The 16,933-nt window shown below is 57.8% G+C and carries 12 protein-coding genes; 3 read left to right on the top strand and 9 right to left on the bottom strand.

What is annotated here, in order from left to right; translation table 11 throughout:
* Positions 1-2 precede the first annotated feature (2 nt).
* The 6 genes from IDH41_RS01955 to IDH41_RS01930 form a co-directional block, all read right to left on the bottom strand.
* Positions 3-965, bottom strand: a complete 963-nt coding sequence (locus IDH41_RS01955) for an ABC transporter permease (protein WP_190857804.1) — start codon at positions 963-965, stop codon at positions 3-5.
* Between the two features lie 170 nt (positions 966-1,135).
* Positions 1,136-2,677, bottom strand: a complete 1,542-nt coding sequence (locus IDH41_RS01950) for a response regulator transcription factor (RefSeq protein WP_190857803.1) — start codon at positions 2,675-2,677, stop codon at positions 1,136-1,138.
* Positions 2,674-4,449, bottom strand: coding sequence for a cache domain-containing sensor histidine kinase (locus tag IDH41_RS01945; RefSeq protein ID WP_190857802.1), 1,776 nt, complete (start codon positions 4,447-4,449; stop codon positions 2,674-2,676). Before IDH41_RS01945 ends, IDH41_RS01950 begins: the two co-directional genes overlap by 4 nt.
* Before the next feature lie 165 nt (positions 4,450-4,614).
* Positions 4,615-6,603 carry a beta-galactosidase gene (locus IDH41_RS31885; protein WP_190857801.1) on the bottom strand — a complete coding sequence of 663 codons (1,989 nt, stop codon included), beginning with the start codon at positions 6,601-6,603 and terminating at the stop codon, positions 4,615-4,617.
* Between the two features lie 16 nt (positions 6,604-6,619).
* Positions 6,620-7,498, bottom strand: a complete 879-nt coding sequence (locus tag IDH41_RS01935) for a carbohydrate ABC transporter permease (protein ID WP_190857800.1) — start codon at positions 7,496-7,498, stop codon at positions 6,620-6,622.
* Positions 7,499-7,516: 18 nt separating this feature from the next.
* Positions 7,517-8,476, bottom strand: coding sequence for an ABC transporter permease (locus IDH41_RS01930; protein ID WP_190857799.1), 960 nt, complete (start codon positions 8,474-8,476; stop codon positions 7,517-7,519).
* 156 nt (positions 8,477-8,632) lie between these two features.
* On the opposite strand from IDH41_RS01930, the gene IDH41_RS01925 reads away from it, so the two are divergent.
* Together IDH41_RS01925 and IDH41_RS01920 are read left to right on the top strand one after the other, a co-directional pair.
* Complete coding sequence (locus IDH41_RS01925) at positions 8,633-10,366, top strand: sensor histidine kinase (protein WP_190857797.1); 1,734 nt, start codon at positions 8,633-8,635, stop codon at positions 10,364-10,366.
* Complete coding sequence (locus tag IDH41_RS01920) at positions 10,363-11,976, top strand: response regulator transcription factor (protein ID WP_190857796.1); 1,614 nt, start codon at positions 10,363-10,365, stop codon at positions 11,974-11,976. The genes IDH41_RS01925 and IDH41_RS01920 overlap by 4 nt, the downstream gene beginning before the upstream one ends.
* Positions 11,977-12,637: 661 nt before the next feature.
* On the opposite strand, the gene IDH41_RS01915 is transcribed toward IDH41_RS01920, so the two are convergent.
* On the bottom strand, positions 12,638-14,320 hold the full coding sequence (locus tag IDH41_RS01915) for an extracellular solute-binding protein (protein WP_190857795.1): 1,683 nt from the start codon (positions 14,318-14,320) through the stop codon (positions 12,638-12,640).
* A gap of 267 nt (positions 14,321-14,587) precedes the next feature.
* On the opposite strand from IDH41_RS01915, the gene IDH41_RS01910 reads away from it, so the two are divergent.
* Complete coding sequence (locus tag IDH41_RS01910; RefSeq protein WP_190857794.1) at positions 14,588-15,748, top strand: acyl-CoA dehydrogenase family protein; 1,161 nt, start codon at positions 14,588-14,590, stop codon at positions 15,746-15,748.
* Here IDH41_RS01910 and IDH41_RS01905 read toward each other — a convergent pair.
* Together IDH41_RS01905 and IDH41_RS01900 are read right to left on the bottom strand one after the other, a co-directional pair.
* Positions 15,728-16,480 (bottom strand): GNAT family N-acetyltransferase, encoded by a 753-nt coding sequence (locus IDH41_RS01905; RefSeq protein WP_223829369.1) that lies wholly within the window; start codon positions 16,478-16,480, stop codon positions 15,728-15,730. The genes IDH41_RS01910 and IDH41_RS01905 overlap by 21 nt on opposite strands.
* 65 nt (positions 16,481-16,545) lie before the next feature.
* The gene (locus IDH41_RS01900; RefSeq protein ID WP_190857792.1) at positions 16,546-16,908 is read right to left on the bottom strand and encodes a cupin domain-containing protein; all 363 of its coding nucleotides are present in this window, start codon (positions 16,906-16,908) and stop codon (positions 16,546-16,548) included.
* Positions 16,909-16,933 lie beyond the last annotated feature (25 nt).

Here is a 16,933-nt window from a genome sequence, read left to right as displayed (position 1 = left end):
CCTTACCATAAGCCCTGATTGAATTTGCGGGCGAAATAGTTCGCCGACAAGACGAGCACGAGGCCGACGAGATTTTCGAATATGCCCATCGCCGCCGTCAGGCTGTATTGCCCTCGAAGAATGCCGATTTGGTAAATGTATAGACTGATGACGTTCGCGATGTCGGAGACGACGGCGTTCTGCAAATTGTAAATTTGGTCGAAGCCGACATCCATCACTTTGCCGACGGACAGGATCAGCAGCAGGATGATGGTCGTGCCGATGCCGGGAATCGTGATGTGCCGTATTTGCTGCCATTTGTTCGCGCCGTCGATGCTGCCCGCTTCGTACAAGTGCGGGTCGATGCCCGCCAAGGCCGCCAAGTAAATGATCGCCGCGAAGCCCATTTCCTTCCATATGCCGGAGCCCAAATAAATGATCAGCCAGGATACCTTCTCGTACATGAACGGATAGGGCTCGCTGAGCACGCCTTCCAGCCAGCGGTTGACCGTTCCCGACTCTAACGCGAACAAGGATAGGACGATTCCGCCGACGATGACCCAAGACAGGAAATGCGGCAAATAGACAAGCGTCTGCACGACCCGTTTGAACGCCATCTTGCGGACTTCGTTCAACAGGATGGCCAGCAGAATCGGCATCGGAAAACCGACGACGAGACTGAGAATGCTGATAATAAACGAATTGCGGATAATTTGGAGAGACTGCGCCTGGTTGAACAGCTGCACGAAATTGTCCATCCCGACCCAAGGGCTTCCGAATACGCCGTCGCGAAGATTAAAATCCTTGAAGGCAATGATGATGCCGCCCATAGGCGCGTACTTGAATATGACGTAGAACAAAAGTCCCGGCAAAAACATGATCATAAGCGGAATGTTTTGCTTGATAAGCTTGACGGTGCCGGCTTTAAGCCGTTTGCCCGTCCGGGGCGCCGAATCCGTCAGGCTTGACCGAACAGCCACCTGCATCACCTCGTCTGCGTATTTGAACCGCCGCCGTAGCGCTTATGCCTTTATGTTACCGGTATTTTGAAAGCGCTGCCTTGAATTACCTGACCAAAACCTGTAATTTTTTGAACCGGCCGATTTTTATGCAAAAATGCCGCTTCAAGGACGCCCTCGAAACGGCATGACGGTTACTAACGCTTGAACTGCTTGCGGTAATCGCTCGGCGACATTCGGTGGAGCAGGCGGAACACGTTCGAGAAGTAATTCGGGTCGTCGTAACCGACGGAAGCGGCGACGGCGGACACCTTCATGTCCGTATTCATCAGCAGAAACACGGCCTTTTGCATGCGGATTTTGGTCAAATAAGCGCTGTAATTGTCGCCGGTTACCTTCTTGAACAATTTACTGTAATACGCCGGGCTGACGTTAAACCGCTCGGCCATTTCCGTCAACGGGCATGTTTCCTGGTAATGCTCGTCGAGGTAATCGAGCGAAAGGCTGACGATGCTCTCGTTGTTGCGCTGTCTCCAATGCTCGAATTCCGAGAGGAATTTCCCCGCTTCGGCCAGCGCCCATTCCGCCGCGGCATGCCCCGACCGCAAACGCTGCAGCCGCTCGATCTGCTCGGCGAAGCCCGGCGCTTCGGCGGGCCGGTCCAGCTGCTGCCTGGCCGCGTTATTCATCGCGAAAGCAAGCGCCAGCGCCTCCATCTTGGCATCCTCGGCCGAAAGCGCGCCGATGCCGGACGCAAGCTCGCCTAATTGCTGCTCCAGCCTATCCGGCTGCCCGAGAAGGATCGTTCCGATTAGCAGCGTCTGGAGCTCCTTCACCCGATGCCTGCTTGCCGTCCCGCCGGACAAGGAGGCCGATTCCGTGCCTTTCCGTTTCGACGCCGGCGCTTCGCTCCTAATGAACGATTCGTAGAACGAAGGCGGATCGGTGAGACCCGCAGCCGGAGGGCTCAAGCTGACCGTAAGACCGATGCCGAGACAGGCCAGCACCGCTTCCTTCATTAAACCGCCGAGCGCGCTCGCCTCCCCGCCATCCTCGACAAGGAAGCAAAATCGGTCGGATTCGAGCGAAACGAACGGTCCGGTTAGCTGCCGCCGCTGCATCAGCTCCGTCAAAATATTGAACAAGGCGAATTGCAGCAGACCCAGATCGCCCGGCCCGTAATTTTTATGCTCGGGAAAATAATCGTTCACCGCAATGAGCAGCAGCCTGTTCCCGATTACCAATTCCTTCATTCTCCGCTCCTCTCCGCGGGTGGCGGGAAGCCGGAGAATTAACGCCCGCAGCAGCGCTTCCTCCTTCAAGCGAAGAGCCGCCTCCCTCTCCTCCCTTTTGCGAAAATCGGATTCCAGCCGCTGATGGGCCTTCTGCAGCACCTCCATCAACGCCCGATCGTCGCACGGCTTCAGCAGAAAATCGATGACGCCGAACCGGATGGCCATCTGCGCATATTTGAAATCGTCGTATCCGGTCAAAATGATCACGTCCGTATCCGCATGCATGGCTTGGATACGCTCCGCCAGCTCGATGCCGTCCATGCCCGGCATTCGAATATCCGTCAGCACCAGATTCGGCCGCAGCGCTTCGATCAGCTCGAGCGCGGCTTGCCCGTTCTCGGCCTCGCCGACGACCGTCCAGCCGAGGGCATGATCCTCGATCATTTTGCGGAGCCCTTTCCGGAACAACGCCTGATCCTCCACGAGCAGCAGTTTTCCGATCATCGCCCTTCCTCACCTCTCAGGGGCAAATATAAATGCACCGTCGTTCCTTGATCGGCGACGCTTGCGATTTCGAGCCGGTAAGGCTGTCCATACACCAAATTAATTCGACGCAGGACGCTTTGCACGCCAAGCGAGTCGCGTTCCCCGGCCATGCCGGGTGCGAGAATCGCGTCCACCTGCTCCTTGCTCATGCCGCAGCCGTTATCCTCGATTTCGATTTTCAGAAAATCGTCGATCCGGCAAGCGCGAATTTCCAGCACCTTGGACGAAGTCCGGTCCTTGAAGGCATGGACGAACGCATTCTCTACGAGCGGCTGCAGCAGCAGACGCTGAATTTCGCAATCGCAGACGTCCTCGTCCGCGCGAATGCGGGCATCGAAGCCGTTTTCCAGAAAAGCCTCCTGAATGCGCAAATAGTTTTCGACCTGCTCCAGCTCCTCGCGAAGCGTCGTTCTGTGGTGGATGCGCTCCAACGAATACTTGAGCAGCCTCGACAACGAGAACACGAGATTGGCCGTGTCCATGTCGTTCTGCAAATACAGCTTCCAATAGAGACCGTTCAAGGTGTTGTACAGAAAATGCGGGTTCAGCTGCGCCTGCAAAGCCTTTAGCTCGGCTTCCCTTTCGCTGATCTGGCTGACGTATACTTTTTGAATCATGTCCTGGACGCTCGCGGCCATGGCGTTGAAGCTTTCTCCCAAATAGCCGAGCTCGTCGTTCGAACGGGACCGGATCCGGATTTCGAAATCCCCTTCCCTCATCGTCCGCATCGCGCGTACCAGCTCCTTGAGAGGGGACAGCAGCCGGCCGCTGAGCAGCACAATGAGCAGGCTGCTTAAGCAAATACTGAGAAGCCCGAGCCATAGGCTTATATTCAGGATCAATCGGCTGTCTTGAAAAATATACGACAGCGACACCCGGCTGACGAGCGTGAACAAGATTTCTTTCGAGTAGGCGGAGGTATAAAAATAAGTCGTATCCCCCTGATCTTTCATTTTACTGCCGGTCGTGCCGATTAATAACCGTTCGGGTCCCTCCGCCTCTTCCGCAGACCCGTCGGTATAGAGCAGCGCGGCCCGCTGATCGAATAAATAGACGCGCCCGTCGCCGCCGCTTCCGATTTCCCGGAACGAGCGCGTCAGGAACGGTTCGTCGATGACCATGACGAGCAATCCGTAGGTTTTGCCATGACCGGCCTTCATCCACCGGGACGCGATAATGACGTCCCGGTACCCGCTTTTCTCGATTTGGCTCGGAATGGCTCTTCGCATCCATACCAATTCCCCGTTGGAAGAAGCCAGGGCGCCGTACACGTCGCAGAAAGCGGCTTCGCCGAGCGGCTCGACCGCTTCCTTCATCAGGCTGTAATAATAGTTCGTACCGGTCAAATCGTATAAATATAGCGAGAGCAGCTGCGGGGCGTCGAACTTGACCTGCCGGAGCTGCTCGGCGATCCGCTCCTGATCGAAGTGGCGATCCGCGAGCGATACCTCCTCCCCCGGGGAGGACAGTCTCGTCATGATTTTCTCGATTGTCGGATTGAACGCGATATAGTTCGAAATCCGGTACATCTCCATAATGCGAAGCTCCAGCTGCATCATCGCCTGTTCGCTGGCCTTGACATACTGTTCCGTAACCTCCTCCTCGAACAGCCGCAGGTGGGTGAGATAGGAGATAAGGCCGGACAGGTTGACCGTGAAGAAAATGATCGAGGAGATCCCGATCAGCAGCTTGCTTTTAAAACTGACCTTCTTCCTCCAGCCGGTCCACATGAAGGCAGCCCTCCCTTTCGCGCGGAGCAGGTCCGATACTATTCTTATATGCGGGCTGCGATCGTTTTTTTACAACGGAAGCCTGGCAGGGGATGGAATGGACGGCAAAAAGCCGGCGCGGCGGCCGGCTGATCGATCACGTATTTTTATTGCATCCATGCTCATTCAAAAGCCCGTCTTCGGAATCTCGGCCGGGCAATCGCGATACGGCTCCAGCTTGCCGATGCGGATCTCGTACATCCGCCCGTGCGCAAGCTTCATCGCCTCGACGAACGGCCGGTACGGTTGTTGGCACGCGTCGACGGCCCCGATCTGGTAGTTCTCGCCGTCGAAGCGGCCGAGTACCGGCTGATCGTTCAGCTGGAAGTAATGGACGCCGATCAGCTCCGGGATGGAAGCGGCCTGCTCGACGAAATGCCGGTAGGCCGCTCCGCGGTCCGCCTGCGTGGCCACGGCGCGAATGCCGTAAGCCGGCAGCCCGGCGTCCGCCGCGCCGAAATGAAATTCGCCGATCATGAGCGGTTTGTTCAGCCGTTCGGCGACATGGCGGATAAGCTCCCGCGACGGCTCGAATTGATAACAGTTGATGGAGAATACGTCGAAGTGCTCGCACCCCTCCAGCACGTCGTCGCTTCCGACCCATGCGTAGCGCATCCCCAAATTCAAATGGTTCGGATCCGCCTGCTTGCAATGCGTCGCCGGCACTTCCACGTAGCGCCGGATCATCAGCCGGTTGAACGCGGCGAAGTCCGCCTTCCGTCCCGGACTGTCCGGACACTTCTCGAGCCGCCCCCCGTCAAGCAAATCCTCGTACCGCTCCAGAGCGCTTCCCCAAGCGGCATTTAAACCGGCGACGTCGCCGTGCCTCTCCTTCAGCCATTCGACGAATCGCGCCTTGCTGGCGAATCGGACCGGCGAACGAAGCATCTGCTCCGTCAAGTCCAGGCCGTCGACGAACGCCCAATGCGGCTCGTTCCGCATAAAATAGCCGATCAGGCGGCGATCGTCCCGCAACGCGCGCAGCTGCTCCGCGAATTCGGCGGCGCCGCGCTCGTACGCCGGACTGAACACGTCGGGGAAGTCCCGGAAGATCGTCTGTTCCGTCGCCGGAAAGCCTTCCATCGGATACACGTACGGCAGGTCCGAATGGCGGATGAACGCCGGGCTCGACCAGTTGCCGATCGTGTTCATTCCCCACGACTTCATCCGGTATTCGGTAAGCTCCGCCCACTTCCCGTGCCATTCGTCGCCGAAGGCACGGATCAGGTTGGCGATGCCGAAGCTGTAGCCGCGGGCCAGCCAGGCGTCTCCGTATTCCCCGCCCTTGTCCGGAAGCGGCGGAATCAGATGCTCCATGCCGCCCGTACGCATCGCTTCGGCGGGATGGACGCAGTCCATGCCGGCGCTGAACAAGGCGCAGCCTTCCGGATCGACGAACCACCACCGCAGCCCGTCATGCTCCGTCCGGAAGTAACCGGTGGAGGCGAACCTGAGCCCCTTCCAGCCGCCGTAACGTCCGTATTCGGCTCGTACGGCGCCGTCCTCCCGCGAGCGCCGCCACTCCTCTGTCAAGGAGAGGACCAGCTCTTCGGGCGAGCCCGTCTTGCCCTCCCACTCCTTGTCCGCCCACTGCCCAAGCTCATCGATATAAGGCGTCTTATCGTACGGAAAGGACGGGACGGAGCGGCTCAATACCAGCTCCGAGACGTTCAGGCTTCTCGGCGCGACCGACGGGATGGTCTCGACCGAGAACCGCGCGATATCGCCCCGGTCCACGAACGCGTCCCCGCGCAGCACGGATTGCAGGACGCCGGGAAAGCGGTCCAGAAACAGCTTCTCTCCGTTCAGCGCCCGCAGCGGAAGGCAGATTCTTGTCTTTGCCCGCGGCAATACGCCGTAATGGACCGTGATCGAACGGCCGTCCCGATCGGCGAATGAGAACAAAACGACGAGCACGTCATGCGACTCATGGTAGACGTCTGCGGATAAGTAGCCGTACTCCGCCCATACGCCCGCCGGCAACGCTTCCGCATCAAGCCGAACGCTTCCGCCTTCCGGCGGCGTTTCCATGCGAAATCCGTGATCGCCCGGCAGCTGCAGCCTCGTACCGTCTCCGCAATGAAACCGTCCAAGCGGCAATTCGAAAGTTTCCACGCTCTATCACTCCCTATTATTCTTTGACCGCGCCAAGCACGATCCCTTTGACGAAATACTTTTGCAGGAACGGATACACGAGCAGGATCGGCAGCGCTCCGATAAAAATTTGCGCCGCTTTGACCGTCCGCTGCGACAAGTTTTCCATATCCTCGGGATTGATGCTCATCTTGCTGAAATCCTGCTGGACGACGACGGTTTGCAGAAACGTGGCGAGCGGATATTTTTTCGTATCCATCATGTAGATCAGCCCGTCGAACCAGGAATTCCAATGCCCGACCAGGGTGAACAGCGTAATCGTCGCGAGCGCGGGCGTGGAGACCGGCAGATGGACGCTGAACAGGATGCGGAACAGCCCCGCGCCGTCGATCAGCGCCGCTTCCTCCAGCTCCGCCGGAATCGTGCGGAAGAAGTTCATGAGCAGAATCATATTGTAGACGCTGAGCGCCCCCGGCAGGACGAGCGCCCATATCGTATTGATGAGCTGCAGCTCGGTAATGAGAATGTAGCCCGGCACCAGGCCGCCCGAGAACAGCATCGTGAAGACGAAGAACCACATATAGACGTTGCGGGACTTGAATGCCGCATTCCGCTTGGATAGCGCGTATCCGGCAAAAATAATGACGGCCATGCCGATCGCCGTTCCGAGTACGGTCCGGTATACGGAGTAGAACAGCGCCCTGACGAACGCGGGATTGTCGATCGTTTTCTCGTACGATTCCCACGTGAAGTCGACCGGCCACAGGTTGACGATATTGGCGGTCGCCGCGGACTTGCCGCTGAACGACACCGCAAGCACGTGCATGAGCGGCAAAATGCAAAGCAAGGACAAAATAATAAGAAACGTGTGGTTAAAAAGGCTGAATACTTTGTAGCCCGTTGATTTGTGATACATGCTCCATCCCCCCCGTGGTTAAAAAATCCGATAGTTGCCGAACCGGTACGCCAGCCGGTACGAGACGATGATCAGCGCGAAGCTGATGATCGATTTGAACAGTCCGACCGCCGTAGCGAAGCTGAAGTCGCCCTTAAGCATCGCCGAACGGTACACGAACGTGTCGATGACGTCCCCTTTGTTGTAGACGAGAGGGTTGTACAGGTTGAAAATTTGGTCGAAGCCGGCGTTCAGCACGTTGCCGAGCTGCAGCGTCGCCACGACGACGATGATCGGCAGCATGGCCGGCAGCGTCACGTTGATCGTCTGCTGCAGGCGCGTCGCGCCGTCGACCTCGGCCGCCTCGTACAGCGACGGATTCACCCCCGCGATCGCCGCGAGATAAATAATCATCGCGAACCCGAATTCCTTCCAAATATCGCTGACGACTACGACGAACCGGAACCAGTCCCCGTCGCCGAGGAAGAAGATCGGCTGGATGCCGAACCAGTCCGTCAGCATCCGATTGACGATGCCGCCCTTCACCGACAGGAGATCGATCAGTATGCCGCCCAGAATAACCCACGACAGAAAATGCGGCAAATAGACGAGCGTCTGGATGCCGCGTTTGATGCCGGTTTTGCGGATTTCGTTGAGCAGCAGCGCGATCGCGATCGGCACGAGGAGCCCGCATACGATTTTCAGCACCGATATGATCAGCGTGTTCCAAATGACCTGAACCGACTCGTCGAACAGGAACAACGACTCGAAATGCTTCAGGCCGACCCATTCCGATCGGAAAAATCCGAGCCAAGGCTTGTAGTCCTGAAAGGCCATGACGAGGCCGAAGATAGGCAAGTAATTGAAAATGATCGCGATCAGCGTCGCCGGCAAAATAAGCAGGTGAAGCGGCCATGTTTTCCTGATGCCCCTCCTCCAATTCGACTCCGGTTTGAGCGCGGCCGGCTGAACGACCGATGGTTGCGGTCCGCTTTCCATACGAAATTCCCCTCTCTACGATTGCCGTAATTGCACTTTCATCAGATCCTGCTACTATTATAGCAACGAGTTTTGACCCCACCTATGTTAAGGTCTTAACATCTATATCCCCTCTCATAACCTATTTCGGCAATCTCTCATAAGGAGGCGGAGCGCATGGTAAAATATAAAGTGTTTCAAAGACTGCTCATTATGCTGGCCTTTCTGCTCATTCCGGCGACCGTCCTGTTCGCGTACGCCAACCACGCCAGCAAGGATGTCGTGAAGAAGACGCTGGAAAGCTCGGCCTCGAAGCAGATGGAATTTACGATCCAGCAGATGGAGCAATCGCTGAGGCAGCTTGAGAAGCAGACGCTGCTGCTGGCGAGCGACGCTTCCATCCAATCGTATGCCAGCTCGTGGGAATTTCCCGAATATTTGAACCACCTGCTTATGCGCAAGACGATCGAGGAGAAGCTGGAGCTGCAAAGCCAGGCCGAGCCGCTCATTCATGAATTGACCGTCTACTGGCCGTCGATCGAAGAAGTCATCTCCACGTCCCGGCAGGCGCAATACGACTTGGAGGAGCTCGCGCGCAAGCCGGCAAACGAGTGGTTCGCCCAGGAGCGCGACGGGGTGCTTACGTTCCGTCTGCTGCTTACGAACCCGTCGATCGTCGCCCCCGATTGGAGCAATATCGTCTCGGTCGCGGAGACGGCCATCTCCGGCGACTACTTGCTGTCCGTGCTGAAAGGGCTGGATAAAACCGGCAACGGCAAATCGTTTTTTTACTTTGCGGGCCGCGGCCTGATCGCGAATGCCGATATCGACCGGAGCTTGCAGGACGCGCTGATGAAGGAGAACGTGCTCCAAGCCGGCGCATCGGCGCATCCGAACGTGACGGTGTTCGATATCGACGGCGTCGAATATTTGGTTCAAACAATGCACTCCCCGTCGTTCGGAGCGATGCTGGTCAGCTACATCGAATTGGACGAGTTCCTCGCCCCGCTGCAGAAGGTGAACTGGCTCGTCAACGGAAGCTTGCTCTTCCTGTTTATCGCCGGCGTTGCGATCTCGCTGCTGTTCTACCGGAATTTCCGTATGCCGTTCGGCTATTTGGTGCGCAAGATCGAAAATTTGGGCACGGGCGACTACGGCAGCAGGGCGACGCTTAAGACCAATACCGAATTCGATTATTTATTCGAGCGGTTCAACGACATGGCTTCCCGGACGCAGACGCTGATCGAGAACGTGTACGAGGAGAAGGTCCGAACGAGGGAAGCGGAATATAAGCATCTGCAGTCGCAGATCAATCCGCATTTTCTGTACAACTGCTTGTTCTATATCGTCAGCATGGCGAACAAATCGCCGGGGGCCGTCATTTCGATGGCCAAAAATTTGTCCGGCTTCTACCGCTACATTACCCGCAAGGCGGGGGAAACGACGACGCTCGCGGAGGAAATCCGCCTGATCGAAAGCTACCTCGAGGTGCAGTCGCTCCGTAACACGCGATTGTCCTACGCGATCGATATCCCGTCCGCCATGCACGGGCTGCCCGTGCCCAGCCTTCTGCTGCAGCCGATCGTCGAGAATGCCGTCGTTCACGGCATCGAGCAGAAGCGGGACGCCGGCAAAATCCTTATCCGCGGCGCGGCGAGCGGGAGCCTGTACGTCATTACCGTCGACGACGACGGGACCGGCCTTAGCGAGGAGGAGCTCAAAGCGCTGGGAGACCGCGTGCATGCCAGCTATCGGACGACCGACGAAATGGGCTGCGGACTGCGAAACGTTCACCACCGTCTGGCCAACCGGTACGGCAATCATTCCGGATTGTCGTTCTCGGGTAACGTTTGGGGAGGCTTCCGCGTTACGCTTCACATCACGAATACCAAGCAGGAGGAATCGGAATGAACGTGTTGCTGGTGGATGACGAGGATTACGTCCTCGATTATTTGGAGACCGAAATTCCGTGGGCGGCCCTCGGCGTATCCAACGTCTACCGCGCCGGCTCGGCGAAGGAGGCGCTCGACGTCGCAAGCAACGTCCCGCTTGCGGTCGTCATGACGGATATCCGCATGCCGGAGCGAAGCGGACTCGAGCTGATCTCGTCGCTTCAGCGGCATTGGCCGGAGACGAAGGTCATCCTGCTGTCCGGTTACTCCGACTTTTCGTACGCCGTGAAGGCGCTGCAGCTCGGCGCAGCCGACTATTTACTGAAACCCGTTACAGAAGACGAGGTGCTCGTCAGCCTGAAGAAGGTATTCGTCAAAATCGAGGAGGAGAAGCGGCGCCAAAAAAACCTGGAGGCGGCGAGCGACGTATTGAAGCTTGGGATCATCCGGATGCGGGAGCATCTGCTGCTCGATCTGCTGCTCGGCAAAAAATTCGGCGCGGATGAGCTGAAGCGCCATCTTCAGGCGCTTCAGCTGCCCCTCGAGCCGGATACGAATTGCGTGCTGGCTTTAATTCGGATCGAGACGGGCACGGAAGAGATGACGCGCGAGGATTACGGGCTGCTCAGCTACGCCCTGCTGAACATGGCGGAGGAAATCTATTTCGGGGAAATCGGCGAGATGCCTTCACTCTGGACATGCAAGGACGACCATCCATTCGTCATTGCCTTGCTGCCGGAAGGCGCGGCGGGCGACCGCCGGGAGCTTGTCGATCGAACCGGCAAGCTGCGGCAAGCCGTTCAAACGTATATGAAGCGGACCGTCTCCATCTTGCTGACGGAACCGTTCGTCTTCCAGCACGGGCTTCACCGTCAATATTTGCAGGCGATCAACGCGTTCTGGCGGTCGGTCGGGACGCGCTGCGGCGTCGTGCTCGACATGACCGGCGCCGGGAACGGGGAACGCGCGGAGCCCGCGATCAAGCCGCTCACCAGGCTTTACCAATCGCCGACGATGCAGCAGCTGATGGATGCCGGACGCTGGGAGGAAGTCGCAAGCAGGCTCGGCCATATTCTCGAAGAGCTCGATCAGCCGGATTACCGCACGCAGCAGCATTTGATGGAGGTTGTCTATTATTTGCTCAGCAGCTTCTCCTATATCGCTCACAAGCAGGGAGATTCGTTCGCCGAGATGGTCGACTCCCCTTCGCTGCAGCGCAAATCGTACCATTTTCAAACGACGGATCAAATGATGGAATGGGCGCTTCCGCTTATCGAGCAGTTCAAGCGGTCGCTGCAGGAGGTAGCGCCGAACCGCAGCCACATCATTCGGCAAATTCACGATTTCATCGAGCGCCATCTGCGGGAGGACGTATCGCTGACCCGGGTCGGCGAGCATGTGTACCTTCACCCGGTTTACCTCTCCCGCCTGTATAAGAAAGAAACCGGCGAGAGCTTGTCCGCCTATATTACGAGAACCCGGATGGAGAAGGCCGCCCGGCTGCTGAGCTCGACCAACATGAAGGTCGCCGACGTCGCCCGTGAGGTCGGCTACCAGAAGACGCAATACTTCATTCATATTTTCAAGGAGTTTTACGACTGCACGCCTCAAATTTACCGCAACCGATGATTCGATGGAAAGCGTGGGATTTGCGACTGTGCGGCAACCGCTGAATCTTCGCGCAAGGCTAGGTGAGTTGGCGTGTGGGCGTGGCGTCGCGCAACGGTGAGGTTGCATGGCGTGTGAGGGTGGCGTCGTGCAACGGTTAGGTTGATTGGCGTGTAAGCGTGGCGTCGTGCAACGGTGAGGTTGGTTGGCGTGTGGGCGTGGCGTCGTGCAACGGTGAGGTTGATTGGCGTGTGGATTTAGCGAATAGTGAGGCTGCCTCACTAATTTATGAGCTTAAGCTCACTAATTTAGTTCGATACTGGCACTTTACTCGAAATAATGAGGCAAACCTCATTCCCCATGAAGCCAGCCTCACGGGGAGTGAGGTTTGCCTCACTATTTCCTCAAGCTCAACGAATGACAACGAAAGAGTGAGGTTTGCCTCACTAATTAGAGAGGCTGCTTCACTACCAGCCGCACAACTTCCGTATCCGCGAAATCGTCGCACAAAAGTGAAGTTGGTTGGCGTGTGGGCGTCTCGTCGCGCAAGGTGAGGTGAGGTGGTGTGCGGATTTAGCGTATAGTGAGGCTGCTTCACTACCAGCCGCACAACTTCCGCAACAGCTAGACGAAGAGGCGGCCGCGAGCGCATAAGCACTCGCGGCCGCCTTTTGTCCGTCCGTTACGGATTTACGCTCTTATACCATTCGTTCACTTCCAGCTCGATTTGGTCGCCGCCCTTGCTCTTCCAATCCGAGACGAAGGCGTCGTATTTATCGAGCGGCTCGTTGCCGTAGATGATTTTGGCGAACGTCTCCAGCTCCATCGTTTTCAGGTTGTCGCCCTTGCTGCGCATCGTTTCGGTCGGCGCTCCGAGAAATTCGGTCGGCGCATTGATTCCGCTCATCTGATAGTTGAGCGACCCTGCGCGGACCATCTCCGGATCCTGGATCGAGATTTCCTTGTGCGCCCTGGTCTTCACTTCTCCGCCGTTGAAGATGTAATCGTAATCGGCGGAACCTTTGAACGGAATCGCCGGAACGTTCCAGAACAGGTTGTATTTGCCGGGCGAAGCGACTTTCTCAAGCGGCGTCGGAAATTTCGTCGAATCATAGACCGGCTCGCCGTCAACGATCGCATAATCGTAGCCTTCGAAGAAGCCGTCCTTGAAGTCGCCCGTTTCGAACGGATAATCGTAAATTTTATCGAAATAAGCGAAGAATGCATCCATATGCTTGAAATCTTTGTTGAACATCATCACTTTGCCTTCGTTTACGTAGCCGGTGTAGCGGGCGGACTTGCCGTCCGGGCCGGTCGGAAGCTTGTACGCCCTGAGCTTCGCGTCCGGGTTCGAGCCGGTCACGTCGCCGAGCGGCCAGCCGAACGCCCAGAACGGGGCGGCGATCATGCCGGACTTGCCTTGAATGAAGCTTTCCGTCGCCTTCACTTCATCGATCGCGGCCATCTCCGGATCCAGATACCCCTTCGCGTACCACTCCTGCAGCTTGCCGAGGCCGTCCTTGATCCCCGGCTGCACGGACCCGTATTTCAACGTGCCGTCCTCCGCCTTCTGCCACGTGCCCGGAATGTACTTGCCGGTATAGGCGCCGAATACGAAGCTGACGTCGGACATCCAGTTCGAGAAGCCGTTTCGGCCCGAGAGGCTGAAGCCGAACGTATCCTTCTTGCCGTTGCCGTCCGGATCCCCGTTCGTGAACGCGTCCATGACGGCTTCGAACTCCTCGATCGTCGTCGGCTCTTTCAAGTTCAGCTTCTCGAGCCAGTCCTGACGCACCCATAGAACCGGGTTCGTGCCGTCGCCGCCGGCGAAGATCGGGAGGCCGAGCAGCTGATCGCCCTTCTTCACCTGATTCATGGCCGCGCTGTTATTCGCATAAATGTCCTTGATCCGGCCGCTGGCGTATTTTTCGTAATCGTCGCCAATATCCTTCACCTTGCCGGATTGGATCAGGTCGGCGATCAAATTGGCGTCCTGCACGATGAAGACGTCGGGCAGCTGGTCCTGCGTCGTTAACGACAGCCTGAGCTTCGTATGGTAAGCGCCGTTGTCGGCCGTGTTCCACAAATCCTTGATCTCGATGCCAAGCTTCTCTTTCGCCCATTTATTATGGACGTTATTATTGATATCTTCCCCGTTAATGAACGTATAATCGGTTCCTACCGGGCGAGCGGTCGTAATCGTAACCGGCGGATCGAACTTGCCGTCGGCGTTTTGCGCGGATGGCGCGGCATCGTCCGGCGCGTTCGACGCGTCGCCGGCATTCGAACCTCCTCCGGATGAGCAACCGACAGCGCTTGCCAGGACAAGCGCAAGCATCAGTGAAACCCATTTCAGTCGTTTCATGTTTTTTCCCCTCTCTTCGACTATGCTACGGCTCTATCGTAACAAACGGCGCGAATTAGCGTACATGCCCCGATCTGAACAATCATAACCTCAAAACGATCGAACTTGCCAGGCATGCGATGCCATTTCCTTCGCTTTCCAGATCCATTGTGCCACGATATTAACGTCAAGCCGGCGTTCCGATCCCAGCACCCGCCCGCTTCGGACGGGATGGAGCCGTATCTGCTCAAAGTTGCTATAATGGAAGAAGAAAGGGGTGGCTTTGCAATGAGTCGACTTATCGATGACTATATACGCAGCGAGGATGAGAGAGCGAGGGCAGACCAAATCGATGAGCTGGCCGCCCGCTTCGCGGAGAGGGCGGCGCGGCACGACCGGGAAGGCTCGTTCCCGTTCGACAACTTCGCCGACCTGCGCGAGGCCGGCTATTTAAAGCTGACCGTCCCGAAGCAGTACGGCGGAGACGGACTGTCGCTGTACGAGCTCGTCCTGCTGCAGGAGAGGCTGGCCTGCGGAGACGGCTCGACCGCGCTGGCCGTCGGCTGGCATATCGGCCAGATTCTTCACCTCCGGACTTCCCGCAAGTGGCCCGAGCCCATGTTTGCCGATTTATGCCGTTCCGTCGTGAAGGACGGGACGATGATCAACACGTTCGCAAGCGAAGCGGGAACCGGCAGTCCCAGCAGGGGCGGCAAGCCGGAGACGGTCGCCGTCCCCTCGGAGGGGGGATGGCGGATTACCGGGCGGAAGACGTTCAGTACGCTGTCTCCGATTCTTGACCGGTTCGTCGTGACGGCTTATATTCCCGGCGAAGACTGCACGGGCGAGTTTCTCGTGCGCCGCACGGATAAGGTGAGCTTGATCGAAACCTGGGATACGCTTGGCATGCGCGCGACCGGAAGCCACGACGTGGTGCTGGATGACGTGTTCGTAAGCGAAGAGATGCGAATAACGGGGAAAGGCGAGGACGACGGAGGCGGCTGGCTGCTACATATTCCGGCCTGTTACATGGGCATTGCCGTTGCTGCCCGGGATTACGCTCTATCCTTCGCCCGTTCCTACCGGCCAAATACGCTGGAAGCGCCGATCGCCTCCCTCCCGTCCGTCCGGCATGCGATCGGCGAGATGGAGATCGAGCTGCGGACCGCCCGTTCGCTTCTGTACGCGTCGGCGGACCGGTGGGACCGGGAGAAGGACGCCCGGCCTTCGTTAAAGCCCGTGCTTGGCCTGGCGAAGTACGTGGCTACGAACAACGCCATTAGAGTAGTGGATCTGGCGATGCGGATCGTCGGCGGCGGAAGCTTGTCCCGCCATGCGCCGCTCGAGCGTTATTACCGGGATGTCCGCGCCGGACTGCATAATCCGCCGATGGATAACGCGGTCATTCAGACGCTCGCGGGCGCCGCTTTAGCGGAGACGGCCCTGTAACACAAATCCGCAAATACGGAAGCCAGCCTTCAGGAGAGTGGCCCGCGACGCCGCGTTCGAGATGCCGCAGCGCGCCGCGGGGACCCTTCCCGCCGAATAGCAGCGCTCCTTCAACCGCTGCACGAAATAGCTCCCGAACCCTTGAAGCCTGGCATTCTCTTTGACCTCCATGTACAGATCGGCGTAAGGCTTGTTGTAATGCTGGAGATACCCGCCGGTAGCGACGATCTCGCCCCGCGACGCGAGCACGAACTCGCCGACGGGCTCCAGCTTATGCTCGAATACGGCGTCGTCCTCCCTCCTTGGCCGAAATTCGGCATCCGGGATTCGCAGCCCGGCGGCCGCATCGTCTTCGAACAGGATCGCTTCCGCGCGGATATCGCGGCCGAACTGATAGAGCATGGAAGTGAGCAGCCGTTCGTTGCTCTGGCACTGGATGAAGGCCGCGCCGGAGGCTTCGAGCAGCTTCGGGAAGAACAGATGCGCCTTCGACCGGTAGGGAGGAAGAACATAAAACTCGAATATGGCGTCCCGATCCGATAATTGCTCCGCGCCTTTGACGGAGCCGTATCCGATGGGAGCGCCTTCCGCGGCGATCAGGTAAGAATCCGACATCTTCCGTTCATGGCACGCGTTGAAGCGAATCTGGAAGCGGTTCTCGCTCAAAAACAGCTCGCGAAGCGGCAAAATATGCTGCAGCTCGACTTGACGAACCATTATTTCGTTAACCATCCCATCCCTCCCAAAATGACTCGGGGCAACGCGGCGCTCGCCGGCGCCGCGTTGCCCCGAGGTCGTTATTCCCCGATCGTCTGCCGGTCCGGGGCGGAATACGCGATAATCATCCGGCAGGGCTCCCAGCTCGTCACCTTCGCGTTATGCGGAACGCCCCGCGGGATGCGCAGCATCATGCCCGGCTCCAGATGGATCGTTTCGTCGCCCAGCGAATGGTCGCATTCGCCCGACAGGACGAAGATCAATTCCTCGCAATTGGGATGAATATGCCGGTCGTTCGCTTTGCCCGCCTCGATGTAAACCATGCCGAACGTCATTTCCGCTTCCGGGTCGATCTCCTTGCCGCACAGCCACTGGATTTTTCCCCAGTCCATCGGCAAGACCCGTCCTTCCTCTTGTTTGCGCAAATCCGTGACCGTAGCCATCTGCTTTCACCTCGTTAAGCGTAAT

It is taken from the genome of Paenibacillus arenilitoris, assembly GCF_014705655.1.
GTDB lineage: Bacteria > Bacillota > Bacilli > Paenibacillales > Paenibacillaceae > Pristimantibacillus > Pristimantibacillus arenilitoris.
The sequence above is the reverse complement of the archived record's forward strand: the minus strand, read 5'-3'. Positions and strand labels throughout refer to the sequence as shown.